The organism is Pseudomonas gingeri, from assembly GCF_013385635.1.
GTDB lineage: Bacteria > Pseudomonadota > Gammaproteobacteria > Pseudomonadales > Pseudomonadaceae > Aquipseudomonas > Aquipseudomonas gingeri_A.
In genome coordinates this window covers 93,427-116,928 of the sequence record NZ_JACAPR010000007.1, presented here as the reverse complement: position 1 = coordinate 116,928, position 23,502 = coordinate 93,427, and the positions used below count along the sequence as shown (strand labels likewise).

18 protein-coding genes and 4 tRNA genes are annotated in these 23,502 nt (G+C 62.3%); 9 read left to right on the top strand and 13 right to left on the bottom strand.

The features are described 5' to 3' along the window. Window positions 1–107 precede the first annotated feature (107 nt). Window positions 108–2,192 (top strand): carboxy terminal-processing peptidase, encoded by a 2,085-nt coding sequence (locus HX851_RS34140; protein ID WP_177064220.1) that lies wholly within the window; start codon window positions 108–110, stop codon window positions 2,190–2,192. Between the two features lie 134 nt (window positions 2,193–2,326). Beyond that, window positions 2,327–4,144, top strand: coding sequence for a bifunctional diguanylate cyclase/phosphodiesterase (locus HX851_RS34135; RefSeq protein ID WP_177057672.1), 1,818 nt, complete (start codon window positions 2,327–2,329; stop codon window positions 4,142–4,144). Between the two features lie 141 nt (window positions 4,145–4,285). On the opposite strand, the gene HX851_RS34130 is transcribed toward HX851_RS34135, so the two are convergent. The 4 genes from HX851_RS34130 to bamJ form a co-directional block, all read right to left on the bottom strand. Next, window positions 4,286–4,657, bottom strand: a complete 372-nt coding sequence (locus tag HX851_RS34130) for a hypothetical protein (protein WP_040065236.1) — start codon at window positions 4,655–4,657, stop codon at window positions 4,286–4,288. Beyond that, complete coding sequence (locus tag HX851_RS34125) at window positions 4,654–4,995, bottom strand: helix-turn-helix domain-containing protein (RefSeq protein WP_177057673.1); 342 nt, start codon at window positions 4,993–4,995, stop codon at window positions 4,654–4,656. The genes HX851_RS34130 and HX851_RS34125 overlap by 4 nt, the downstream gene beginning before the upstream one ends. Before the next feature lie 113 nt (window positions 4,996–5,108). Next, a complete protein-coding gene (locus HX851_RS34120) occupies window positions 5,109–5,564 on the bottom strand; it encodes a YkvA family protein (protein WP_177057674.1) in 456 nt (151 codons plus the stop codon). Between the two features lie 297 nt (window positions 5,565–5,861). Continuing rightward, entirely contained in the window at window positions 5,862–6,578 is a 717-nt protein-coding gene (bamJ, locus tag HX851_RS34115) for a BamJ family beta-barrel-assembly machinery protein (protein WP_177057675.1), read from the bottom strand. A 268-nt stretch (window positions 6,579–6,846) separates the two neighbouring features. Here bamJ and HX851_RS34110 point away from each other — a divergent pair, with 268 nt between their 5' ends. Both HX851_RS34110 and HX851_RS34105 read left to right on the top strand, forming a co-directional pair. Further along, window positions 6,847–8,655 carry a di-heme-cytochrome C peroxidase gene (locus tag HX851_RS34110; RefSeq protein WP_177064219.1) on the top strand — a complete coding sequence of 603 codons (1,809 nt, stop codon included), beginning with the start codon at window positions 6,847–6,849 and terminating at the stop codon, window positions 8,653–8,655. 37 nt (window positions 8,656–8,692) lie between these two features. Continuing rightward, on the top strand, window positions 8,693–9,829 hold the full coding sequence (locus tag HX851_RS34105) for a catalase family protein (protein ID WP_177057677.1): 1,137 nt from the start codon (window positions 8,693–8,695) through the stop codon (window positions 9,827–9,829). Between the two features lie 129 nt (window positions 9,830–9,958). On the opposite strand, the gene HX851_RS34100 is transcribed toward HX851_RS34105, so the two are convergent. The 4 genes from HX851_RS34100 to HX851_RS34085 all read right to left on the bottom strand — a co-directional run bounded on the left by HX851_RS34100 (window position 9,959) and on the right by HX851_RS34085 (window position 10,468). Beyond that, window positions 9,959–10,035 (bottom strand) — tRNA-Asp (locus HX851_RS34100). Between the two features lie 19 nt (window positions 10,036–10,054). Continuing rightward, window positions 10,055–10,130, bottom strand: a tRNA-Val gene (locus HX851_RS34095). Between the two features lie 166 nt (window positions 10,131–10,296). Next, window positions 10,297–10,373: transfer RNA gene (locus HX851_RS34090), tRNA-Asp, on the bottom strand. Window positions 10,374–10,392: 19 nt separating this feature from the next. After that, a tRNA-Val gene (locus tag HX851_RS34085) sits at window positions 10,393–10,468 on the bottom strand. 160 nt (window positions 10,469–10,628) lie between these two features. Here HX851_RS34085 and rdgC point away from each other — a divergent pair. The 3 genes from rdgC to sugE all read left to right on the top strand — a co-directional run bounded on the left by rdgC (window position 10,629) and on the right by sugE (window position 13,211). Further along, on the top strand, window positions 10,629–11,549 hold the full coding sequence (rdgC, locus tag HX851_RS34080) for a recombination-associated protein RdgC (protein ID WP_177064218.1): 921 nt from the start codon (window positions 10,629–10,631) through the stop codon (window positions 11,547–11,549). A gap of 261 nt (window positions 11,550–11,810) precedes the next feature. Further along, complete coding sequence (locus HX851_RS34075) at window positions 11,811–12,776, top strand: bile acid:sodium symporter family protein (RefSeq protein WP_017127796.1); 966 nt, start codon at window positions 11,811–11,813, stop codon at window positions 12,774–12,776. 117 nt (window positions 12,777–12,893) lie between these two features. After that, entirely contained in the window at window positions 12,894–13,211 is a 318-nt protein-coding gene (sugE, locus tag HX851_RS34070; protein WP_017127795.1) for a quaternary ammonium compound efflux SMR transporter SugE, read from the top strand. Between the two features lie 154 nt (window positions 13,212–13,365). Here sugE and HX851_RS34065 read toward each other — a convergent pair whose 3' ends face one another. From HX851_RS34065 to HX851_RS34045, 5 genes are all read right to left on the bottom strand, one after another. Beyond that, window positions 13,366–15,243, bottom strand: coding sequence for an MFS transporter (locus HX851_RS34065; RefSeq protein WP_177064217.1), 1,878 nt, complete (start codon window positions 15,241–15,243; stop codon window positions 13,366–13,368). Between the two features lie 90 nt (window positions 15,244–15,333). Continuing rightward, window positions 15,334–16,488: a TDT family transporter gene (locus tag HX851_RS34060; RefSeq protein ID WP_177064216.1), complete on the bottom strand. Its 1,155-nt coding sequence runs from the start codon at window positions 16,486–16,488 to the stop codon at window positions 15,334–15,336. Window positions 16,489–16,592: 104 nt separating this feature from the next. After that, window positions 16,593–16,904 carry a cupin domain-containing protein gene (locus tag HX851_RS34055; RefSeq protein WP_177057683.1) on the bottom strand — a complete coding sequence of 104 codons (312 nt, stop codon included), beginning with the start codon at window positions 16,902–16,904 and terminating at the stop codon, window positions 16,593–16,595. 215 nt (window positions 16,905–17,119) lie between these two features. Beyond that, window positions 17,120–17,872: a hypothetical protein gene (locus tag HX851_RS34050; protein ID WP_177057684.1), complete on the bottom strand. Its 753-nt coding sequence runs from the start codon at window positions 17,870–17,872 to the stop codon at window positions 17,120–17,122. 102 nt (window positions 17,873–17,974) lie between these two features. Continuing rightward, complete coding sequence (locus HX851_RS34045) at window positions 17,975–19,171, bottom strand: MFS transporter (RefSeq protein ID WP_177064215.1); 1,197 nt, start codon at window positions 19,169–19,171, stop codon at window positions 17,975–17,977. A 90-nt stretch (window positions 19,172–19,261) separates the two neighbouring features. Here HX851_RS34045 and HX851_RS34040 point away from each other — a divergent pair, with 90 nt between their 5' ends. Next, entirely contained in the window at window positions 19,262–19,813 is a 552-nt protein-coding gene (locus tag HX851_RS34040) for a TetR/AcrR family transcriptional regulator (protein ID WP_177057686.1), read from the top strand. A gap of 132 nt (window positions 19,814–19,945) precedes the next feature. Further along, window positions 19,946–23,416 (top strand): hybrid sensor histidine kinase/response regulator, encoded by a 3,471-nt coding sequence (locus tag HX851_RS34035; protein WP_177057687.1) that lies wholly within the window; start codon window positions 19,946–19,948, stop codon window positions 23,414–23,416. Window positions 23,417–23,502 lie beyond the last annotated feature (86 nt).

Below are 23,502 nucleotides of genomic sequence, written 5' to 3'. Positions count from 1 at the left end.
GGTCGTACGAAAACCTGCCAACGCAGTTTTGGTACGCAGTCCCGCGGAACCGGCGACTTTAAAGACGGCCTAATATGCGTGATCAATTGTCCCCGCGTCGACTCAGCATGAAGCATTTGTTCCCCAGCACCGCACTTGCCCTTTTCATTGGCCTTGGCGTTTCCACGTTCTCGGCCAATACGTTCGCAGCCAATAGCTGGGACAATCTTCAGCCCGACCGTGACGAGGTGATTGCCAGCCTGAACGTCGTCGAGTTGCTCAAGCGTCATCACTACAGCAAGCCGCCGCTCGACGACGCGCGCTCGGTGATCATCTATGACAGCTACCTCAAGCTGCTCGATCCATCGCGCAGTTACTTCCTCGCCAGCGACATCAGCGAATTCGACAAATGGAAAACCCAGTTTGACGACTTCCTCAAGAGCGGCGACCTGAATGCCGGCTTCACCATCTACAAGCGCTACCTGGACCGGGTCAAGGCCCGCCTGGACTTCGCCCTCGCCGAGTTGAACAAGGGCGTGGACAAGATGGACTTCACCACCAAGGAGACCTTGCTGATCGATCGCAAGGACGCTCCATGGCTCAAGAGCACCGCCGAGCTCGACGACCTGTGGCGCAAACGCGTCAAGGACGAAGTGCTGCGCCTGAAGATCGCCGGCAAGGATCCCAAGGCGATCCAGGAACTGTTGGTCAAGCGCTACAAGAACCAGCTGGCACGCCTGGACCAGACCCGGGCCGAAGATATCTTCCAGGCCTACATCAACACCTTTGCGATGTCCTACGACCCGCACACCAACTATCTGTCACCTGACAGCGCGGAAAACTTCGACATCAACATGAGCCTGTCCCTCGAAGGGATCGGTGCCGTGCTGCAAAGCGACAACGACCAGGTCAAGGTCGTGCGCCTGGTGCCGTCGGGCCCGGCGGACAAGACCAAGCAGGTCGCCCCGGCCGACAAGATCATCGGTGTCGCCCAGGGCGACAAGGAAATGGTCGACGTGGTCGGCTGGCGCCTGGACGAAGTGGTCAAGCTGATCCGTGGCCCGAAAGGCTCCGTGGTCCGCCTGGAAGTGATTCCGGCGAGCAACGCGCCGAACGACCAGACCAGCAAGATCGTCTCCATCACCCGCGAGTCGGTGAAGCTGGAAGACCAGGCCGCGAACAAGTCGATCCTGCACCTCAAGCAGGATGGCAAGGACTACAAGCTCGGCGTCATCGACATCCCGGCGTTCTACCTGGACTTCAAGGCCTTCCGTGCCGGCGATCCGGACTACAAGAGCACCACCCGCGACGTCAAGAAACTGCTGGGCGAGTTGCAGAAGGAAGGCGTCGACGGCGTGGTCATCGACCTGCGCAACAACGGCGGCGGTTCCCTGCAGGAAGCCACCGAGCTGACCAGCCTGTTTATCGACAAGGGCCCGACCGTGCTGGTACGTAACGCCGACGGCAAGGTCGACGTGCTTGAAGACGAAAACCCCGGCGCCTTCTACAAAGGCCCGATGGCGTTGCTGGTCAACCGCCTGTCCGCCTCGGCCTCGGAGATTTTCGCCGGCGCCATGCAGGACTATCACCGCGCGCTGATCATCGGCGGCCAGACCTTCGGCAAAGGCACCGTGCAGACCATCCAGCCGCTGAACCATGGCGAGCTGAAACTGACCCTGGCCAAGTTCTACCGGGTTTCCGGGCAGAGCACCCAGCACCAGGGCGTGCTGCCTGACGTGGATTTCCCGTCGATCATCGACACCAAGGAAATCGGCGAAAGCGCACTGCCGGAAGCCATGCCGTGGGACACCATTCGCCCGTCGATCAAGCCGGCGGTAGATCCGTTCAAGCCGTTCCTGGCGCAGCTCAAGTCTGACCATGATGCCCGTGCGTCGAAGGATGCCGAGTTCATCTTCATTCGCGACAAGCTGGCCCTGGCCGAGAAGCTGATGAAGGAAAAGACCGTGAGCCTGAACGAGGCCGACCGTCGCGCCCAGCGCGCCGACATCGATGCCAAGCAACTGGCCATGGAGAACGCCCGGCGCAAGGCCAAAGGCGAAGACGCCCTCAAGGAACTGAAGAAAGAGGACGAAGACGCCCTGCCGCCTGATCCAGACAAGAAAACCAAGCCGGAAGACGACGCCTACCTGAGCGAAACCGGGCGGATCCTGCTGGATTATCTGCGCCTGAACACCGCGGTGGCCAAGCACTGATAGATAATGGCAATTTAATGTGATCGCTCTTCGGAGCGTCATCAAACAGTCATCATTCTGTCGTGAAATAAGGACTGGATGCGGCTCTTGGATCAAGAGTCTCTTCCGGTCCTTTTTTATCATCAGAGACTGCCATGACCATGACCGAACAGCTGAACGCCTTGAGTTCAATCCTGGCTCAGAGTGGTCTACACAGTCTGTTCCAGCCGATCATTTCGCTCTCCGAAAGACGCATCGTCGGTTATGAAGCCCTCAGCCGCGGGCCCTCCAACAGCCCCCTGCACTCGCCCATCAGCCTGTTCGCCGTGGCTCGCCAGGCCGGACGCCTGAGCGAACTGGAAATGGCCTGCCGGCTCAGCGCCTGCCGCCGCTTCAGCGAGCAGAAACTGCCGGGCAAGCTGTTCCTCAACGTTTCCCCCGAATCCCTGCTGGAGCCGACCCACCAACCGGGCCGGACCCTCGCGTTGCTCCAGGACTTCGGCATCGACCCCAGCAACGTGGTCATCGAGCTCACCGAGCAAACGCCGACCGACGATTTCCAGTTGCTGCATAACGCCCTGCATCACTACCGCGCCATGGGTTTCTCGATCGCCCTGGATGACCTCGGCGCCGGCTATTCCAGCCTGCGCCTGTGGTCGGAGCTGCGTCCGGACTACGTGAAGATCGACCGGCACTTCATCGATGGCATCCATCAGGACGGCCTCAAGCGCGAATTCGTCGGTTCCATCCTGCAGATCGCCAAGGCCTCGCGGGCCCAGGTGATCGCCGAAGGCATCGAGTTGCCGGAAGAACTGGCGGTGCTCACCGAGATGGGCGTCGACCTGGTTCAGGGCTACCTGCTCTGCCGCCCCCAGGAACAGCCACCGCAGGACGCCCGCGCGCTGCTGCCGAAGCTGGAAAACATCTCCATCGCCCTGAGCGAGGAAGCCAGTGACCTCAGCGCGCTGCTTATCGAACAACCGGCAGTGACCCAGAACACCCCTACGGCAACCGTGCTGGAAGCCTTCCGGCGCCAGGCCAACCTCAACTCCCTGGCGGTACTGGACGAACAGGAGCGGCCCTGCGGCATCGTGCACCGCCACTCGCTGTCGGATGCCCTGCTCAAGCCGTTCGCCACCGATCTGTTCGCCCGCAAGCCCATCAGCCGGCTGATGAGCGATGACTTCCTCGCGGTGGAACTGAGCCAGTCGCTGCAACAGGTCAGCCGACTGCTGACCAGCCGCGCCCGGCAACGCATCGAAGAAGACTTCATCATCACCCACAATGGCTGCTACCTGGGCCTGGGACGGGTGATCGACGTGCTCAAACTGATCACCGAGTTGAAGATCCAGCAAGCCCGCTACGCCAACCCGCTGACCTTGCTGCCCGGCAACGTGCCGATCCAGCAGTGCCTGACGCGCCTGTTGCAGCAACAGCGCGAATCGGTGATCTGCTACGTGGACATCGACAGTTTCAAGCCCTTCAACGATATCTACGGCTACGGCCGCGGCGATGAAGTGTTGTTGTGCCTGGCACAATGCCTGAATGATCGGGTCGATCCGAGCCGGGACTTCGTCGGCCATATCGGCGGTGACGATTTCCTGCTGGTGTTGGGGTCGGAGGATTGGCGCAAGCGCCTGAATCAACTGCTGGAGGACTTCCAGAACCAGTGCCGGCGTTTCTATCGCGCCGAACACCTGGAGGCGGGCTGCTTTATCGCCTCGAACCGCCAGGGCCAGCGGCAGGAGTTTGCGCTGCTGTCGCTGTCGATCGGGGTGGTACATCTGCAACCGCAGTCCTGCGGACTGCTGGATGCCAGCCAGTTGGCGGAACTCGCCTCCCAGGCCAAGCACCACGCCAAGAATGTCCCGGGCTACAGCATTCATGTGATCGACAGCGAGACAATCATCAGCGCGACGGCTGACTGCGCCCTGCCCGAAGCGGACGCCGCGCCAGCCCGGGCCAGGCCCTAGTCGCCGAGGCCAATGTGGAAGCTGGCTTGCCAGCGATGAGACCCTTGAGCCATGGGTCGCTTATCCGGCCGCCATCGCCGGCAAGCCGGCTCCCACAAGGTTATGCAGTGTTTTCAGGCCCCATTCCAGCACCGAAGCCTCTCAGGCCTCGGCGGATTCGGGGTAATCGTACTCGAACACCCGCACCACTTCCGAAGCATGCCAGGACGCCGCCGCCACGCCGTCGGATGGGCCGGAAAAACGTCCCAACCGCTCGACACACTCGAAGAAACCGGTACGCGGCAGGCGACTGGCGCCCTGGCTGATCACCAATGAGCTGCGCAGCGGCTGTTCGGCTTTCGCATCGAGTGCCGCCAGGTGCTCCAGGGCTGCTGTCAGGGTCTGCATCGCCGGGCTCGGCAGTTGCAGGCGTTCGAGCAGCGCGCGATAGGTCAGCAAATGGCGCTGACGACGGGCCTGGTCGAGCTCGCCGAGCAAGCCATCCCAGTGCTGACGACTGATCCGCACGCTCACGATGCATCCCTCCAGCCGGCCACACCCAGCTCCCAGGCCAGGCTGCGGCGAATCGCGGCATCCGGCTCGCGCTCACCGCTTTCGATCAGCCCCAGATACGAAGGGCTGATACCGACGGTCCGGGCCAGGCTTTCAATGGCCAGCCCCTTGGCTTCGCGCAGGCTGCGCAACTGCTCGAACGCCGGCAATGCCGGGGCCGCTGCGACAGAGGTATCAGAGGGTTCTGGAGAGGGTTGTCGGCTGCGCAAACCGGCAGCTTCAAGCAAGGCCTGGTACTGAGCCCAGGGGAGAACCGCATACTCCGGTTCGCCTTCACGTGTAATTATTTGAAGATCCATTACCACACCCCGTAGGACGATTACACATAGCGAGTCAGCGCTTTCCCTGTAGCTTAATATTAACAGCCGCCAGGGTCGCTAGTGTGCTTGTTCTTCGAACAACAGGATTTGGGTCAATTCTTTTCGTTGTGCTCGAGCTGCAGTTGCTCCGGTGTGTCCGGCAGGCGCTCGACGACCTGCAGTTGCTCCGGCACCTGGCGCTCGCGCCAGGCTCGAAAGGCGTTCAGTTCCTGGTCCAGGGTATTCATCACCCAGGCCAGCACCGCAATATCGTCGAGCATGCCGAACACCGGGATGAAATCCGGGATCGCGTCGATCGGACTGAGAAAATACATCAGGCCCGCCACGACGATGATCATCGACTTGGCACTGATCGCCCGGTACTCACCCCGCCAATACGCCAGACACAGCACCTGTAGCAGTTTCAGGTCCTCCCTGAGCTTGCCCAACCGCCCACCTTGCCGGGCACTTTTGCTCGCCACCGCGAACAACAGCGTCGGCAAACGGCCACGAACCAGCAAGCGTTGAGCCAATGGCAGGAAGCGCGCGAAATTCCAGGGTGCTTTCATCATCACTCCAGCAGGCAGACGCACAAGGTTATCCACACAAATTGTGGATAACCTTGTGAACAGAGCCACTTTTTACAGCTGAGAGCCCCGTCATACAAGGGCCCGGCTCAGATCGGGCGTTTTTTACTCACTAAAAAAAACCCATAATTTCATTGACTTGACGCCAGTCTAAGACTAGGTCGATTAGCTCAATGTTAAGACTACGCTGACCAGTCTGCGTTCGATTTCTTACAGCTTATCAAGACGCAGAAACGACAACGCCCCGTCAGACGGGGCGTTGTCACCAGCACGATCAGATTACTTGGCGGCTTCGTCGGCCTTGGCCGGATCCTTGATCGCCAGCAGTTCCAGGTCGAATACCAGCACCGAATTGGCTGGAATCGCCGGGCTCGGGCTCTGTGCGCCGTAAGCCAGGTCTGCCGGGATGTACAGCTTGTACTTCTCGCCAACGTGCATCAGTTGCAGGCCTTCGACCCAACCCGGAATCACGCCGCTTACCGGCAGGTCGATCGGGCTGCCGCGATCCACGGAGCTGTCGAAGGTGGTGCCGTTGGTCAGCTTGCCGGTGTAGTGAACAGTCACTACGTCGGTAGGCTTGGGCTGAGGACCGTCAGCCTTCTTGACGACTTCATACTGCAGGCCGGAAGCGGTGGTCACGACACCTGCCTTCTTGCCGTTTTCCTCGAGGAATTTCTTGCCGGCGGCTGCCGACTCTTCGCTCAGCTTGGCCATGCGCTCTTCGGCACGTTTCTGCAGGGCGGCAAAGGCTTCGACCAGTTCGTCGTCTTTCAGCTTCTGCTCTTTCTTGCCGATGGCATCTTCGATGCCCTGGGCAACAGCCTTGGAATCCAGATCATCCATGCCTTCCTGAGCCAGGCTCTTGCCCATGTTCAGGCCGATACCATAGGAAGCTTTTTGCGCCGGGGTTTTCAGCTCTACGCTGGAATGCGAGTCGCAGCCCGCAAGTACCAGGCTTACCAGGGCAACCGCCGCCGCCAACCGATGCTGTTTCATGCTATTTCCTTGTTCATGCGCCTAAAGGGCAATCGAGTAAAGCCGCGAGCTTATCAGGCGGCCACGACCAATGGCTACGGGGATGAGAGGGGTAAAGCGCCAATAAGTTCAGTCATTCCGGGCATTTTACAAAGCCCTGACGTTCAGTTTACGTACGGCTCCGGGCCCCTCCCCCGACAAGGGGCCAGCATAGACGGCCATCACGGCCACTTGCTGCATGGCAACAGCTCAGGCATAAGAGCATGACAACTCGACAAGGATCGTTATCTTGCGCATATTTTACCGTGTGTTACTCGCTCTGATACTCCTGCTTGGCCTAGGCCTCGCGGTGGTCCTGTACTACATCGCCAATCCGAAATTGCCGACATACGTGCCTGCGGAACAGGTGCGTTACCTGGAGCAATGGAGCCCGGCCGACCGCCAGACCTTCTACTACACCCCCCAGGGTACCCAGGTGAAAGGCCTGCGCTATGAATGGTTCACCGCCCTGGAATTGCCTTTCTCCGAGCAACGCTTCGCCGCCCCGGAGTACCTCGCACGTTTCGGCTTCCTGGTGGACCCCAGGCAACAGGCCACGGCGGACAATCCCGGCAACCTGCCGGTAGGTTTCACCCGTCACCAGAATCCAGGTAGCGACGCCCGCTACCTGGACATCACTTGCGCCGCCTGCCACACCGGCGAGCTGCGCTACAAAGGACAGGCGCTGCGGATCGACGGTGGCGCGGCCCAGCATGTGCTGCCCTCGAGCGTGCCGACGGTACGCGGCGGCAGCTTTGGCCAGGCGCTGGTCGCTAGCCTCGCCGCCACCTATTACAACCCCTGGAAGTTCAAGCGATTCGCCCGACAGGTCCTCGGCGACGAATACGAAGCCCGGCACGACGAACTGCAGGCCGCCGTCAAACAGTCCCTGGATACCTTCCTGCACGTCGCCTGGAACGATACCCATCGCGGCCTGTATCCGACCCTGGAAGGCCCGGGACGCACGGATGCTTTCGGCCGGATCGCCAATGCCAGCTTCGGTGATGCGATCTCCGACAAGAACTACCGGGTGGCCAATGCTCCCGTGGACTACCCGCAACTCTGGGATATCTGGACCTTCGACTGGGTCCAGTGGACCGCCTCGGCCCAGCAACCCATGGCGCGCAATATCGGCGAGGCCCTGGGCGTCGGCGCCACCCTGAACTTCTTCGATGCCGATGGCCAGCCGCTCCAGGGCGATGCCCGTTATCCCTCCAGCGTGCGGGTGCGCGACCTGCACAAGATCGAGGAAACCCTGCAACGCCTGAAACCGCCGACCTGGCCCGAGGACCTGTTCGGCAAGGTCGACCTCACCCGCGCCGCCCAGGGTCGTACGCTGTTCGCCGAGAACTGCGCCGGCTGCCACGTGCCGTCGATCAGCGAGGAAAACGGCCGGCCGGTGCAGCACCTGAAAACGATTCCGGTCGCGGCGATCGGCACCGATCCGAACACCGCCAACAATATCGCCGACCAGCGTTATGACCTCAGTGCGCTGCAATGGGATCCGGCTGAGCTGGCAAAACTGCCAGTGCAACTGCACCCCAAGCCGGACCAGCCACTGGATATGAGCCAACTGTCGGTCGCCAAGGGCCTGGCCTACGTCACCGCCTTTGTCGAGGAGCGCGCCTACCGCGATGCCAAGGTCAGCCCCGCCGAGCGTGCCCAACTGGACGGTTTCGGCCTGCCCATCGGCGTACTCGAACAGCGGGCCTACAAGGCGCGCCCGCTGGCGGGCGTCTGGGCCACGCCGCCCTACCTGCACAACGGCTCGGTGCCGAGCCTCTATCAACTGCTTTCCCCCCAGGATGAGCGCGCCACCACCTTCTACAGAGGCACCTTCGAATACGATCCCCGCCACCTGGGCTATCGCCAGAAAGCCTTCGAGAACGGCTTCCTGTTCGATACCCGGATCAGCGGCAACCACAACAGCGGCCACGAATTCCGGGCCGGCAAGCGCGGCAACGGAGTCATCGGCCGCCTGCTGCAACCGCAAGAGCGCTGGGCCCTGCTCGAATACCTGAAGGTGCTGGGCGGACCGCTGGAGCAGCAACTGCCATGAGCCCACAACCCCACGATCACGCGAAAAGGATGTACCCATGTTGAAGCGACTCTGGCTGCGCCTCGGCGCCTTTCTCGGCAAGAGCCTGCTGGTGCTGGTCGGTCTCGGCCTGCTCGGCTGGGGACTGTCGACCGGCTGGTATGCCTGGCGCCACAGCGGCCCGGTGTCGGCGGAGGAACAGGTCCCGCCCGGTGAGTCGGCGATGACCCAGGACATCATCCAGACCGCCGTGCGCATCGTCGACCAGCACCGCGAAGGCACACGCTTTCTGCGTGACGCCCATGCCAAGGCCCACGGCTGCGTGAAGGCCGAAGTCCAGGTACTCGATGGCCTGGGTAGCGATCTGCGCCAGGGGGTGTTCACCGAGCCGGGCAAGACCTGGCAGGCATTGATCCGCCTGTCCAATGGCAACGCCTACCCGCAGTTCGACAGCATCCGAGATGCCCGCGGCATGGCGATCAAATTGATGGATGTCCCCGGCAAGCAGTTGCTGGCGGGACAACAGGGCCGTCACGAGCAGGATTTCGTGATGTTCAGTCACCCGAACTTTTTTGTCAGCGACGTCGCCGAATACCAGCAGAACATCGGCGCCCAGGCCGACGGCAAGAAGGTCCTGGCGTTTTTCCCGAGCTGGAATCCCACCGGCTGGCAGATCCGCCATCTGTTCATTGCCCTGGCAACCCTGGCGCCGGCGCCGAAAAGCCCGACCCGGACGACCTACTTTTCCGTATCGCCGTACAAGTTCGGCAGCGCCAATGCCAAGTTCCGAGTGGCTCCCGACCCGCAGAGCTGCCCGGAATACGAATTGCCGAAGCAGAACGAGGACCTGCCCAACTTCCTGCGCAGCGCCCTGGTCCAGCAGTTATCCACAGACCGCGTACCGGCCTGCTTCGTCTTGCAGATCCAGCGCCAGAACGCCAACAAGTACATGCCGATCGAAGACACCAGCATCGAATGGAAGGAAAGCGATGCACCGTACGAGACCGTGGCGCGCGTGCGCATCCCGGCCCAGGACTTCGATACGCTGGAACAGAATATCGCCTGTGACAATCAGTCGTTCAGTCCGTGGCACGGCCTGGAGGCCCATCGGCCGGTTGGCGGGATCAACCGCTTGCGCAAGGCGGTGTATGACGCGGTCAGCGATTACCGGCATAGCCGCAACGCCGAGCAATAAGAGCAGCCGCACGCCCCTTGTGGCGAGCGGGCTCACCCGATGCGTCTAAAAAACCACAGGCACAAAAAAGCCCGCACAAGGCGGGCTTTCCGTGATGTCCTGGCGTTCAGTGGTCCAGGACATCGAATATGGCGCAGCGGACGGGACTCGAACCCGCGACCCCCGGCGTGACAGGCCGGTATTCTAACCGACTGAACTACCGCTGCGCGTAACACTGATATCGAATGGTGGGTGATGACGGGATCGAACCGCCGACCCTCTGCTTGTAAGGCAGATGCTCTCCCGGCTGAGCTAATCACCCTTCGCTTTCGGTGTGGGTGCATTATGCCACAAAAAATCCATAACGCACTGATTTAAATAATCTTTTTTTAAATCCAGGATTTTTTGCAAACAGCAGACAGCAAAAAGCCCGCACAAGGCGGGCTTTCCGTGATGTCCTGGCGTTCAGTGGTCCAGAACATCGAATATGGCGCAGCGGACGGGACTCGAACCCGCGACCCCCGGCGTGACAGGCCGGTATTCTAACCGACTGAACTACCGCTGCGCGTAACACTGTTGACGAATGGTGGGTGATGACGGGATCGAACCGCCGACCCTCTGCTTGTAAGGCAGATGCTCTCCCGGCTGAGCTAATCACCCTTCGCTTTCGGTGTGGCGCGCATTCTACGGAGCACTCCACACTCTGGCAAGCACTTTCTTTAATATTTTTCTCAGGCCTTCCAAAGACTTAGCAGAGGGTTGGCCTATCGGGCCACGAAGAGAATAATGCCCTCCTTTGTATAAAGGAGAGATTCACCCCATGTGGTTCAAAAACCTGCTTATCTATCGCCTGACCCAAGATCTGCCTTTTGATGCCGAGGCGTTGGAAACCGCACTGGCGACCAAACCGGCCCGCCCCTGTGCAAGCCAGGAGTTGACCACCTATGGCTTCGTCGCTCCGTTCGGCAAGGGTGAAGACGCCCCGCTGGTCCACGTCAGCGGCGACTTCCTGCTGGTCGCAGCACGCAAGGAAGAGCGCATCCTGCCCGGCAGCGTGGTGCGTGACGCACTGAAGGAAAAGGTCGAGGAGATCGAGGCCGAGCAAATGCGCAAGGTCTACAAGAAGGAACGCGATCAACTCAAGGATGAAATCATCCAGGCGTTCCTGCCCCGTGCCTTTATCCGTCGCTCGGCGACCTTTGCCGCGATCGCGCCGAAACAGGGCCTGATCCTGGTCAACTCGGCCAGCCCGAAACGCGCCGAAGACCTGCTGTCGACCCTGCGTGAAGTACTCGGCACCCTGCCGGTTCGTCCGCTGACCGTGAAGACCGCGCCGACCGCGGTGATGACCGACTGGGTCAAGACCCTGAAAGCCGCCGAGCACTTCTTTGTCCTCGACGAGTGCGAACTGCGCGACACCCAGGAAGATGGCGGCATCGTCCGCTGCAAGCGCCAGGACCTGACCGGCGAGGAAATCCAGCTGCACCTGAGCACCGGCAAGATGGTCACCCAGCTGGCATTGGCCTGGCAGGACAAGCTGTCCTTCGTGCTCGATGACAAGATGGTGGTCAAGCGCCTGAAGTTCGAAGACCTGCTGCAGGACCAGGCGGAACAGGACGGTGGCGAAGAAGCCCTGGGCCAGCTGGACGCCAGCTTCACCCTGATGATGCTGACCTTCGGCGAGTTCCTGCCTGAGTTGTTCGACGCCCTGGGTGGCGAGGAAATTCCGCAGGGCATCTGATGCCGGACGCGGGCCCTGTGCAGGAGCCGACTTGCCGGCGATAGCGTCCGCCTCATCGCTGGTAAGCCAGCTACAAGGGCCATGTCGGGCACGGAACGGGCGTACGACATCCATTCCCTGTGGGAGCCGGCTTGCTGGCGATAGCGTCCGCACAGCCACCACAAGGCTCAAGGGCCTCATCGCTGCGAGGCGGCGTCCCGACAAGCCGGCTCCTGCAAGGGGCCGGGTCAAGATGACGAACTCAAATAACAAGGAAATCCCATGCGCGCACTGGCCGCACTCAGCCGCTTTGTCGGTAACACCTTCGCCTACTGGGTGCTGATTTTCGCCGTGCTGGCGTTTCTGCAACCTGCCTGGTTCATCAGCCTGAAAGTCGCCATCGTGCCCCTGCTCGGCCTGGTGATGTTCGGCATGGGCCTGACCCTCAAACTCGAAGACTTCGCCGAAGTCGCCCGCCATCCCTGGCGCGTGGCCCTTGGCGTGGTCGCCCATTTCATTATCATGCCGGGCGTCGCCTGGCTGCTCTGCCGAGCCTTCCAACTGCCGGCGGAAATTGCTGTCGGGGTAATCCTGGTCGGTTGCTGCCCGAGCGGCACTTCGTCCAATGTGATGACCTGGCTGGCCCGTGGCGACCTGGCGCTGTCGGTGGCGATTGCCGCGGTCACCACCCTGCTCGCCCCGTTGCTGACCCCGGCGCTGATCTGGCTGCTGGCCTCGGCCTGGTTGCCGGTGTCGTTCATGGAGCTGTTCTGGTCGATCCTGCAAGTGGTGCTGCTACCCATCGTGCTCGGCGTGGTTGCCCAACGCCTGCTGGGGGAACGGGTACGCCATGCGGTGGAAGTCCTGCCGCTGATCTCGGTGGTGAGCATCGTGATCATCGTCACCGCAGTGGTCGCCGCCAGCCAGGCGAAGATCGCCGAGTCGGGACTGCTGATCATGGCCGTGGTCATGCTGCATAACAGCTTCGGTTATCTGCTCGGTTATTTCACCGGCCGCCTGTTCAAGCTGCCGCTGGCCCAGCGCAAGTCGCTGGCCCTGGAAGTCGGCATGCAGAACTCCGGGCTGGGCGCCGCCCTGGCCAGCGCGCACTTCTCGCCATTGGCGGCGGTGCCCAGCGCGCTGTTCAGTGTCTGGCACAATATTTCCGGGGCCCTGCTCTCGACCTGGTTCCGCCGGATGAGTGACAGGCAGGACCGCGAACTGGCCGCCCAGGGCACGGCCGACTGAGTGACAGCTTGATCCCCAGGTTGAGAATGGGCAATATAGTGCGCAACGCAGGGACGACCTTGCGGCTCGATCGAGTTATCAATCTGGGGACGACCCCGTCAATCGATGGAGGTCATCATGTCCTGGATCATTCTGTTTTTCGCCGGTCTGTTTGAAGTCGGTTGGGCCGTCGGCCTGAAATACACCGATGGCTTCAGCCGCCCGCTGCCCACCGCCCTGACCGTTGCCGCCATGGCCATCAGCCTCGGCCTGCTGGGCCTTGCCATGAAGGAATTGCCGCTGGGGACCGCCTACGCGATCTGGACCGGTGTCGGCGCGGTGGGCACGGTGATCGCCGGCATCATCCTGTTCGGCGAGTCCATGGCCCTGTTCCGGCTGGCGAGCGTGGCGCTGATCATTGCCGGGCTGATCGGCCTGAAGGTTTCGGCGGCCTGACACTCTGCCTGCCCCAACACAATCCCCTGTAGGAGCCGGCTTGCCGGCGATGAGGCCAGTAAGCCTTGCATCGCCTGATCGGACGCCATCGCCGGCAAGCCAGCTCCTACAAGGGCCGTGTCCAACCATAAGTGATGGTTGAACACGCAACCCTCTACCGATGCTCCATCCCCCGCAACTGCAGCACCTGCTCGCGCAATTGCGCCGGCACCGCCACCTCGGCCGCCACCGCCGGCCCCGCCACCAATGTCACCCGTGACCAGAGGCGACGGAACAGGCCCTTCTGCGGATCGCGGCTGAAGAAACTGCCCCACAAGCCTTGCAGCGCCAGGGGAATTACCGGCACCGGGGTTTCCTCCAGCACGCGGGTCATGCCGCCCTTGAATTCGTTGACCTCGCCATCGGTGGTCAACTTGCCCTCGGGAAAAATGCACACCAGCTCGCCATCTTTCAGATACTCGGCGATTTTCCGGAACGCACGCTCGTAGATTTCCGCGTCTTCGCTGCGCCCGGCAATCGGAATGGCACCGGCGGTACGGAAGATGAAGTTGAGCACCGGTAACTTGTAGATCTTGTAGTACATCACGAAGCGGATCGGCCGGCGCACCGCGCCACCGATCAGTAGCGCATCGACGAACGACACGTGATTGCACACCAGCAACGCCGGTCCCTCATCGGGGATCAGCTCGAGGTTTTTGTGCTCGACCCGGTACATGGAATGGCTGAGCAGCCAGATCATGAAACGCATGCTGAATTCGGGGACGATCTTGAAGATGTAGGCATTGACCGCGATGTTCATCAGCGACACCACCAGGAACAACTCCGGGATCGACAGCTTCGCCACACTCAGCAAGAGGATCGAGACGATCGCCGAAACCACCATGAACAACGCATTGAGAATGTTGTTCGCGGCGATCACCCGGGCCCGCTCGTTCTCGGCGGTGCGCGACTGGATCAAGGCATACAGCGGCACGATATAGAAACCGCCGAAGACACCCAGGCCGAGGATATCGATCAACACCCACCAGGCTTCATGATGGCCGAGCACATTCAGCCAGTCATTGGCCTGGATGTTCTGCGGCAGGTTGCCCGAATGCCACCACAACAGCAGGCCGAACAGCGTCAGGCCAAAGGAGCCGAAAGGCACCAGGCCGATTTCCACCTTGCGCCCGGACAGACGCTCGCAGAGCATCGAACCGACCGCGATGCCCACCGAGAACACCGTAAGGATCAGCGTCACCACGGTTTCATCGCCGTACATCCATTCCTTGGCGTAGGCCGGAATCTGCGTCAGATAGATCGCCCCGACAAACCAGAACCAGGAGTTGCCGACAATCGAGCGCGACACCGCCGGTGTCTGCCCCAGCCCCAGGCGCAAGGTGGCCCAGGACTGGCTGAAGATATTCCAGTTCAGCCGCAGTTGCGGGCTGGACGCCGCCGCACGGGGAATGCCACGACTGGCCAGATAACCGAGGACCGCCACGCCGATGATGGCTACGGAGACCACCGGTGCGTAATGACTGGAAGACATCATGATCCCGGCACCGATGGTCCCGGCCAGGATTGCCAGGAAGGTGCCCATCTCCACTAGGCCGTTGCCGCCCACCAGCTCTTCTTCGCGCAGCGCCTGGGGCAGGATCGAATACTTCACCGGACCGAACAGCGCCGAATGAGTGCCCATGGCAAACAGCGCCACCAACATCAGGGACAGGTGGTCGAACAGAAAACCCACGGCCCCGACCGCCATGATGGCGATTTCCCCGAGCTTGATCAGGCGGATCAGCGCGTCCTTGGCGAACTTCTCGCCAAACTGCCCGGCCAGGGCCGAGAACAGGAAGAACGGCAGGATAAACAGCAAGGCACAGAGGTTGACCCAGATCCCGCGATCGCCGTCGATGCTCAGCTTATAGAGAATGGCGAGGATCAACGACTGCTTGAAGATGTTGTCATTGAACGCTCCAAGCGACTGGGTCACGAAGAACGGCAGGAAGCGCCGCGTACGCAGTAGGCTGAACTGTGAGGGGTGACTCATCTTCCATGGTCCTGAGTGGCGCCGAGAGCGGCTTTCTTATTGGAATGCGGATCACCGCTCCAGGCCACAACCTTACCTAATCCCGCGGACTTATTTCACGATTCCTGCAAGGCAAGGCGAAACAAACAGCTCGCCCTTATAGGCGCCCCGCAGCGTACGGCTGCCGACGATCAGCCACAGCACCGCCAACAGGCCCACCAGGACCACGCCAAACCCGCTGAAGAAGCCCAGGTGCAAGGTGCTGCCCAGTTTCAGGGTCGCCAGGGAGTAGACACCCAGGGGGAAGGTGAAACCCCACCAGCCGAGGTTGAACGGAATGCCGCCGCGCAGGTAACGCAGGGTGATCAACACCGCCATCAGCATCCACCACAGGCCGAAGCCCCAGAGGATGATCCCGGCGACCAGACCCAGGCCGTTGGCAATCTCGCCGACGCCAGGCAGACCATTGGCAGCGAAAATCGCCGGCGAATCCACCCCCAGCACCAGCATGCCCAGGGCGCCGGTGCCGATCGGTCCCAGCGCCAGCCAGCTCGATGCCGCCATGTTTTCATGGGGTAGCTTGTGCAGCGCCATGCGCAACAACAGGATCACCAGGATGCTGAACGCCACCGGCACCGAGAAAGCCCAGAGCACGTAGCTGGTGATCAGTACATTGAATTGCATCTGGGTATCCAGCAGATGCGGAGCGAGCAGGCCACCGCTGGCCGCCGCCACTTCCGCCGCGACCACCGGCAGCAGCCAGACCGCGGTCATCTGGTCGATGCTGTGCTGCTGGCGGGTGAACATCATGAAGGGAATCAGCACGCCACAGGCCAGGGACATCGCCACATCTATCCACCACAGCACTTCGGCGACCTGCACCGCGCCGTCGCCCCAGCGCGGTACGCCGAACACCAGGAAGCCATTGATGATGGTCGCCAGCCCCATGGGAATGGTGCCGAAAAACATCGAGACCGTGGAGTGGCCGAAAATCCGCCGGGCCTCGTCGAAGAACAACAGCCAACGCGCACCGTAGAGCAGGCTGAACACGCTGAACAAGAGGATATTGAACAACCACAGGCCTTCGGCGACGACACGCAGGCCCGGCACTTCGCCGGGCAGTTGCGCCAAGGCCAGGGCCAGTACCCCCGTGCCCATGGTGGCGGCGAACCAGTTCGGGGTGAACTGGCGAATGGCTTCAAGGGGGTGCTGCAGATGGCTCAAGGGCCGCAGTCCGGGTTTGACGCTATTGGGGCAAGTTTGCATGGCTGACTCCTGTCCTCAGGTGAGGTTGCAGTCATCATAGAACCGTATCGAATATCCATATAACGGGTAATTTCTCTATCTGTTATCTATTTAACAGATATAAGTCACACACTGCCTTCAGTTTCGATCACCAGCACCCGTGCCTCGCCCAAAGGTTCGGCAAGGTGCTCACACCCGATATCGGCGTAAAAGATATCGCCGACTTCCAGCATCACGGCCTGCTCGATCCCGTCCTTGCGATAACGCATGCGGACCCGGCCATCGAGCACCACAAATACCTCCTGCCCGTCATTGACGTGCCAGATATAAGGCTGGTCGGTCCAGTGCAACCGGGTGCTGATGCCGTTCATGCTGGCAATATCCAGCGCCGCCCAGGGACGGCTGCCGGTAAAATCACGGCTTCGAATGATGGTCATGAACGTTGCAGAGCCTGTTGATTGGAGGTAGGGATCGAAGAGCGGGACATGGTTCAACTCCTTGATGGGCAGGTTTGAGCGCTCATGATTGCCTCCCGCCCCAGAATTCACGATTCGGTACGGTACTGTCGTTGCAGCAACACTTCAACGCCCCGCTGCGGATTTCTCCATCGGCTTACCAGGCCCAATTTATCGGGCGCTGAGCCGGCAGCGCATCATTCAGCAGACAGGCGCAGACCATTGAACCCCGTGCGGATCTCTGGCTCGACCGCCCCGCGACGGGCATCCAACTGGTATTCCCCGCGCAGCCAAGCGGCATCCAGCACCGGCTCCATACCCGGTGCCGGCCGCTTGATTTCGTCGCCACGGAGCAGGTCGTTGCGCAAGATCGCAAAACGCGCCCGGCTGATATGCCCGCCGGAACCATAGAAGCCGGCCCGTCCCAGCCTGGCGGCAACACCGGTTTCCCGGCCGAACCAGCCGCCACCGATGCCCAGCCGGGCCATGACAAAGTCCCGGTCCCTGAGGATCGACGCACAGACTTCCACCAGCGCGATAAAACCCTGGACCACCATGTCCATCGCCTCCAAACCATGCAAAACAGCGATACGCCGGCCAATGCAGCGCCAGCCGCTCCTCGCCAGCAGGCTATCGATGACCTCATGGGCATGAGTCACCCGTCGCCGGGCATCACGCTCGCACAGCAGCGCTTCCTTGAGGGAATAGAACGCAAAGGCCAGGGGCGCGGCGCCCTGGGGACGCATCGAGTCCGAGGGCAGGACGTGTCGCAGTTGCCGATGAAAACCGAACAGGACACCGCGGCTCAGCAGCAGGTCGGCCTGGTGCGACAAGGGTTGCGCGGCGACCTCGAGGACCAGGGCAAAGGCCTCGCCCAGGTCCGCGACAGAAAGTTGTTGTACAAGATAATCAGCGTTCAGGGGGGATGCCGGGGATGTGCAGACGGGCATGATCGACCTAGAAAAATCGGATGTGGGATCCGTACCAGACTGACCTGCCCCTCTTCCCGCCACTTTCAATTAGCGCTCGCCTGCCTGATACCCCGAACCTTCTCAAACGGCACAGGCCTTTGCCGGGCGCTGCAAGCGCAACGCCAGCAATGCGCTCAGGGACAACACGATCAGTATCCCGCCGTAGCCCTGGGTCGTGGCGATCAGACCAAAGGTCCGGCTCAGGCTACCGGCCAGAAACGCCGGCAGACAGAAGGCCAGGTAACTCAGTACATAGAACGCCGACATCAGGCCCGCCCGCTCATGGGGCAACGCCAGTGGCACCACGCTGCGCAAGGCGCCGAGGAAGCCTGCACCGAAACCGCTGCCCGCCACCAACGTGCCGACAAAAAACAACGCCAGGCTCGCCTCGTGCACCGCGAGCAGGATCAGGCTCACACCGACCGCCAGCAAGCCGGCCCCCAGTTGCAGGACCTTGTCCGCCGGACGCTCGCGCAAGCTGAAAATGGCCGCCGCCCCGCTCAAGGTGAGGATCGCCACCAGGCCACCGCCGATCAGGTTCGAGGTCGAGCCCGTTGCGGCCCGGACCAATGACGGCGCCAGCGATGAATAGAAACCACCCACGGCCCACACCGCGATATCCACCGGCAACGACAACCACAGCGCCCGCCGGGCCTGCGACGGCACATGCAAGGTCGGGCGCAGCGATGCCAGCGCTCCGGGCTGCGCGCTGACACTTTCCGGCAGGCGCCAGACATATAGGGCCTGGAGCACCAGCAACGCCAGGAGCAGCTCATACACCAACTGCATGGGCCGCGCACAGAACTCGGCCAGCACACTGGCACCAAAGGCCCCGCAGGCCATGCCCAGCAACGGCGCCAGACTGTTGACCAGCGGCCCCTTGCGGTTGTCGCGGTCCAGCAGGGCCGCGCCCAGCACGCTGGTGGCCATCCCGGTGGCGAAGCCTTGCAGTACCCGGGCGGCAATCAGCAGCGGTATGCTGTCAGCGACGATGAACAACCCCATCGCGACGATTTCAAGCAGCAGCGCGCCGAAAATCACCGGCTTGCGCCCCAGGTGATCCGACAACGAACCGACCGTCAGCAAGGCCGTCAGCAGGCTCAGGGCGTAGACGCCGAAGATCAGCGTCAGGGTCGCGGCGGAAAATGCCATCGTCTCCTGATACAGGTGGTACAAGGGCGTCGGCGCACTGGATGCAGCGAGAAAAGTCAGCAAGGTGAGCGACAGGAACACCAGGCCGGAATGGCTTGGCGCGGACATTTCAACACGGTTGGACATAAGCACCCCCACAAAAGCTAATATTTTGCTTTTGTGCAGTGTGCTACCGACTTTCGCTTAAAGCAAATTCTTTGTGTTAAGGTCTTATCCATGGCGATCAAAGAAAGCATTCGCCCCGGTGGCCGCAGCGCCCGGGTGCAGGAGTCGATTCATGCGGCAGTCCGTACGCTCCTCGAGGAGCAGGACCGCTCGAGCCTTACCGTCCCGCAAATTGCCGCGCGTGCCGGCGTCACGCCATCGACCATCTACCGGCGCTGGGGCGACCTCTCGGAGTTGCTGGCGGACGTGGCCCTGGCACGCATGCAGCCGGATCGCGAACCGCTCGACACCGGCAGCCTGCCGGGCGACCTGCGCGCCTGGGCCGAGCAGTACCTGGACGAGATCAGTTCGGAGCCAGGGCGCAACATGATGCGCGACGTCCAGAACAGCGCCTCCAGCCCCTGCTATTGCGTGGAGATCCTCGGCGGGCAATTGCAGATCATCCTCGATCGCTACCGTCAGGGTGACACACCGCTGCCCAGCGTCGATCACCTGATCAACCTGATCGTCGCCCCGACGGTGTTCCGCGTACTGTTCTCCGGTGCGCCGCTGAGTGTCGAAGCCTTGCACCAGCAGATCGAACTGGCGCTCTCCCATCGATAAATGGCCGGGCTTTGCGCCGCCCCTGCTGACGCCATCGCCGGCAAACCGGCTCCTACACGCCGCCGGGCCATCGTGCGAGACTGTAGCGCCAGGGCCGGACTGCCCTCGGGATATCTTTTGCCGGGAGTTTCCATGTCGCTGTCCAGCGGGCTGATCGCCGCCGTCGCCCTGGCCTATATGGCCATCATGTTCGCCATCGCCTTCTACGGCGACCGCCGCAGCGCGCCCCTGCCGCCACGGGTGCGCGCCTGGGTATACAGCCTGTCACTGGCGGTCTACTGCACCAGCTGGACCTTCTTCGGCGCGGTCGGCCAGGCCGCCGACCAGCTCTGGGCATTCCTGCCGATCTACCTGGGCCCGGTGCTGTTGCTGGTGTTCGCGCCCTGGGTCCTGCAGAAGATGGTGCTGATCAGCAAACAGGAAAACATCACCTCGATCGCCGACTTCATTGCCGCCCGCTACGGCAAGTCGCAATCCCTCGCGGTGGTGGTGGCGCTGATCTGCCTGGTCGGGGTGCTGCCCTACATCGCCTTGCAGCTCAAGGGCATCGTGCTCGGGGTCAACCTGCTGATCGGCGCCGGCGCCGACGCCATGGGTGTGCGGGCCCAGGACACGGCGCTGGTCGTATCCCTGGTGCTGGCGCTGTTCACCATTGTCTTCGGTACCCGCAACCTCGACGCCACCGAGCACCACCGCGGCATGGTGCTGGCGATTGCCTTCGAATCCCTGGTCAAGCTGTTCGCCTTTCTCGCGGTCGGCGCCTTTGTCACCTATGGCCTCTACGACGGCTTCGACGATCTGTTCGACCAGGCCAGGACCTCGGCGCTGCTGGCCGAATACTGGAAGGAAACGGTCAACTGGCCTTCCATGGTGGTGCAGACCGGGGTCGCGATGATGGCGATCATCTGCCTGCCGCGACAGTTCCACGTCACAGTGGTCGAAAACATCGAACCCCAGGACCTGCGGCTGGCCAAGTGGGTCTTCCCCGCCTACCTGATTCTCGCCGCGCTGTTCGTGGTACCGATTGCCCTCGCCGGGCGCATGCTGCTGCCCGCCGAGGTCCTGCGCGACTCCTATGTGATCAGCCTGCCGCTGGCCCAGGCACACCCGGCCTTGGCGGTGCTGGCCTTTATCGGCGGCGCCTCGGCGGCCACCGGGATGGTGATCGTCGCCAGTGTCGCCTTGTCGACCATGGTATCCAACGACATGCTCCTGCCCTGGCTGCTGCGCCGGAACAATTCCGAGCGGCCATTCGAAGTGTTCCGTCACTGGATGCTATCGGTGCGCCGCGTCAGCATTGTGGTGATCCTGCTGCTGGCCTATGTCAGCTATCGCCTGCTCGGCTCCACCGCCAGCCTGGCGACCATCGGCCAGATCGCCTTTGCCGCCGTGACCCAACTGGCGCCGGCGATGCTCGGCGCGCTGTACTGGAAACAGGCCAACCGCCGCGGCGTCTTTGCCGGTATCGCCGGCGGCACCTTCCTCTGGTTCTACACCCTGATCCTGCCGATCGCCGCCCATAGCCTGGGCTGGTCGCTGAACAGTTTTCCCGGCCTGGCCTGGCTGCACGGCAACCCGCTGAACCTGCCCATCACGCCCCTCACCCAGGGTGTGGTGCTGTCGCTGGCCGGCAACTTCACGCTGTTCGCCTGGGTCTCGGTGCTGTCGCGGACCCGCGTCTCGGAGCACTGGCAGGCCGGACGTTTCATCGGCCAGGAAATCAGCGCCCGCCCCAGCGCGCGCTCGATGCTGGCGGTACAGATCGAAGACCTGCTGACCCTCGCCGCACGGTTTGTCGGCGAGGAACGCGCGCGTCAGAGTTTTATCCGTTTCGCCTATCGCCAGGGCAAGGGCTTCAACCCGAACCAGAACGCCGACAGCGACTGGATCGCCCACACCGAACGCCTGTTGGCCGGTGTCCTCGGTGCGTCCTCGACCCGTGCAGTGGTGAAAGCCGCCATCGAAGGCCGGGAAATGCAACTGGAGGACGTGGTCCGTATCGCCGACGAAGCATCCGAGGTGCTGCAGTTCAATCGCGCCCTGCTGCAGGGCGCCATCGAGAACATCACCCAGGGCATCAGCGTGGTCGACCAGTCACTGAAGCTGGTGGCCTGGAACCGCCGTTACCTGGAGTTGTTCAACTACCCGGACGGACTGATCAGCGTCGGCCGGCCGATTGCCGACATCATTCGCTACAACGCCGAGCGCGGCCTCTGCGGCCCCGGTGAAGCCGAAGTCCACGTCGCCCGGCGCCTGCACTGGATGCGCCAGGGCCGGGCGCATACCTCCGAACGGCTGTTCCCCAATGGCCGGGTGATCGAGTTGATCGGCAACCCGATGCCCGGCGGCGGCTTTGTCATGAGCTTCACCGATATCACCGCGTTCCGCGAGGCCGAGCAAGCCCTCACCGAAGCCAACGAAGGCCTGGAGCAACGGGTCGTCGAGCGCACCCATGAACTGTCGCAACTCAACGTCGCGCTGACCGAGGCCAAGGGCACCGCCGAATCGGCCAACCAGTCCAAGACGCGCTTTCTCGCGGCGGTCAGTCACGACCTGATGCAGCCCCTGAACGCCGCACGGCTGTTTTCCGCGGCGCTTTCCCATCAGGAAGACGGCCTTTCCGGCGAGGCCCAGCAACTGGTACACCACCTGGATAGCTCGCTGCGCTCGGCCGAAGACCTGATCAGCGACCTGCTGGATATCTCGCGCCTGGAAAACGGCAAGATCACCCCGGACGCGAAACCCTTTGCCCTCAACGAACTGTTCGACACGCTGGGCGCGGAGTTCAAGGCCCTGGCCCAGGAACAGGGCCTGAAGTTCCGTGTGCGTGGCAGCCGCGTGCAGATCGACAGCGATATCAAGTTGCTGCGGCGGATCCTGCAGAACTTCCTGACCAATGCCTTCCGCTACGCCAAGGGGCCGGTTCTGCTCGGCGTGCGGCGGCGCGGCGAGCAACTACTGCTGGAGGTCTGGGATCGCGGCCCGGGCATTCCCGAAGACAAGCGCCAGGTGATCTTTGAAGAGTTCAAGCGCCTGGACAGCCACCAGACCCGCGCCGAGAAGGGTCTGGGACTCGGCCTGGCGATTGCCGATGGCTTATGCCGGGTACTCGGGCACCAACTGCAGGTGCGTTCCTGGCCGGGGCGCGGCAGCGTCTTCAGCGTCAGCGTACCCCTGGCCCGTGGCCCGCAGGCGGCGGCCAGCAAGGTGGTGACCCACAACGGCCATGCCATGAGCGGGGCGCAGGTGCTGTGTGTCGACAACGAGGACAGCATCCTGATCGGCATGCACAGCCTGCTCACGCGCTGGGGTTGCCAGGTCTGGACCGCGCGCAATCGCCAGGAATGCACCGCACTGCTGGAACAGGGCATTCGCCCGCAACTGGCACTGGTGGACTATCACCTGGATGACGGCGAGACCGGTACCGGCCTGATGGCCTGGCTGCGCACGCGGCTGAACGAGCCACTGCCCGGCGTGGTGATCAGCGCCGACGGGCGCCCGGAGACGGTGGCCCAGGTACACGGCGCCGGACTCGATTATCTGGCCAAACCGGTGAAGCCGGCGGCGCTACGGGCCTTGTTGAGCCGGCATCTGCCGCTGTGAATGCAACCGGAGAAACACGCCCCTTGTAGGAGCCGGCTTGCCGGCGATAGCGTCAGGACAGGCACTGCAAGGCTCAAGGGCCTCAT

Bases quoted from the DNA above. Each gene is read 5' to 3' on its own strand.
- HX851_RS34075 (WP_017127796.1), top strand. From the start codon at position 11,811: ATGCGCGCACTGGCCGCACTCAGCCGCTTTGTCGGTAACACCTTCGCC.
- HX851_RS34125 (WP_177057673.1), bottom strand. From the start codon at position 4,995: ATGGATCTTCAAATAATTACACGTGAAGGCGAACCGGAGTATGCGGTT.
- HX851_RS34055 (WP_177057683.1), bottom strand. From the start codon at position 16,904: ATGACCATCATTCGAAGCCGTGATTTTACCGGCAGCCGTCCCTGGGCG.
- HX851_RS34065 (WP_177064217.1), bottom strand. From the start codon at position 15,243: ATGAGTCACCCCTCACAGTTCAGCCTACTGCGTACGCGGCGCTTCCTG.
- HX851_RS34050 (WP_177057684.1), bottom strand. From the start codon at position 17,872: ATGCCCGTCTGCACATCCCCGGCATCCCCCCTGAACGCTGATTATCTT.
- rdgC (WP_177064218.1), top strand. From the start codon at position 10,629: ATGTGGTTCAAAAACCTGCTTATCTATCGCCTGACCCAAGATCTGCCT.
- HX851_RS34140 (WP_177064220.1), top strand. From the start codon at position 108: ATGAAGCATTTGTTCCCCAGCACCGCACTTGCCCTTTTCATTGGCCTT.
- HX851_RS34105 (WP_177057677.1), top strand. From the start codon at position 8,693: ATGTTGAAGCGACTCTGGCTGCGCCTCGGCGCCTTTCTCGGCAAGAGC.
- HX851_RS34120 (WP_177057674.1), bottom strand. From the start codon at position 5,564: ATGAAAGCACCCTGGAATTTCGCGCGCTTCCTGCCATTGGCTCAACGC.
- HX851_RS34045 (WP_177064215.1), bottom strand. From the start codon at position 19,171: ATGTCCAACCGTGTTGAAATGTCCGCGCCAAGCCATTCCGGCCTGGTG.
- sugE (WP_017127795.1), top strand. From the start codon at position 12,894: ATGTCCTGGATCATTCTGTTTTTCGCCGGTCTGTTTGAAGTCGGTTGG.
- HX851_RS34035 (WP_177057687.1), top strand. From the start codon at position 19,946: ATGTCGCTGTCCAGCGGGCTGATCGCCGCCGTCGCCCTGGCCTATATG.
- HX851_RS34040 (WP_177057686.1), top strand. From the start codon at position 19,262: ATGGCGATCAAAGAAAGCATTCGCCCCGGTGGCCGCAGCGCCCGGGTG.
- HX851_RS34135 (WP_177057672.1), top strand. From the start codon at position 2,327: ATGACCATGACCGAACAGCTGAACGCCTTGAGTTCAATCCTGGCTCAG.
- bamJ (WP_177057675.1), bottom strand. From the start codon at position 6,578: ATGAAACAGCATCGGTTGGCGGCGGCGGTTGCCCTGGTAAGCCTGGTA.
- HX851_RS34060 (WP_177064216.1), bottom strand. From the start codon at position 16,488: ATGCAAACTTGCCCCAATAGCGTCAAACCCGGACTGCGGCCCTTGAGC.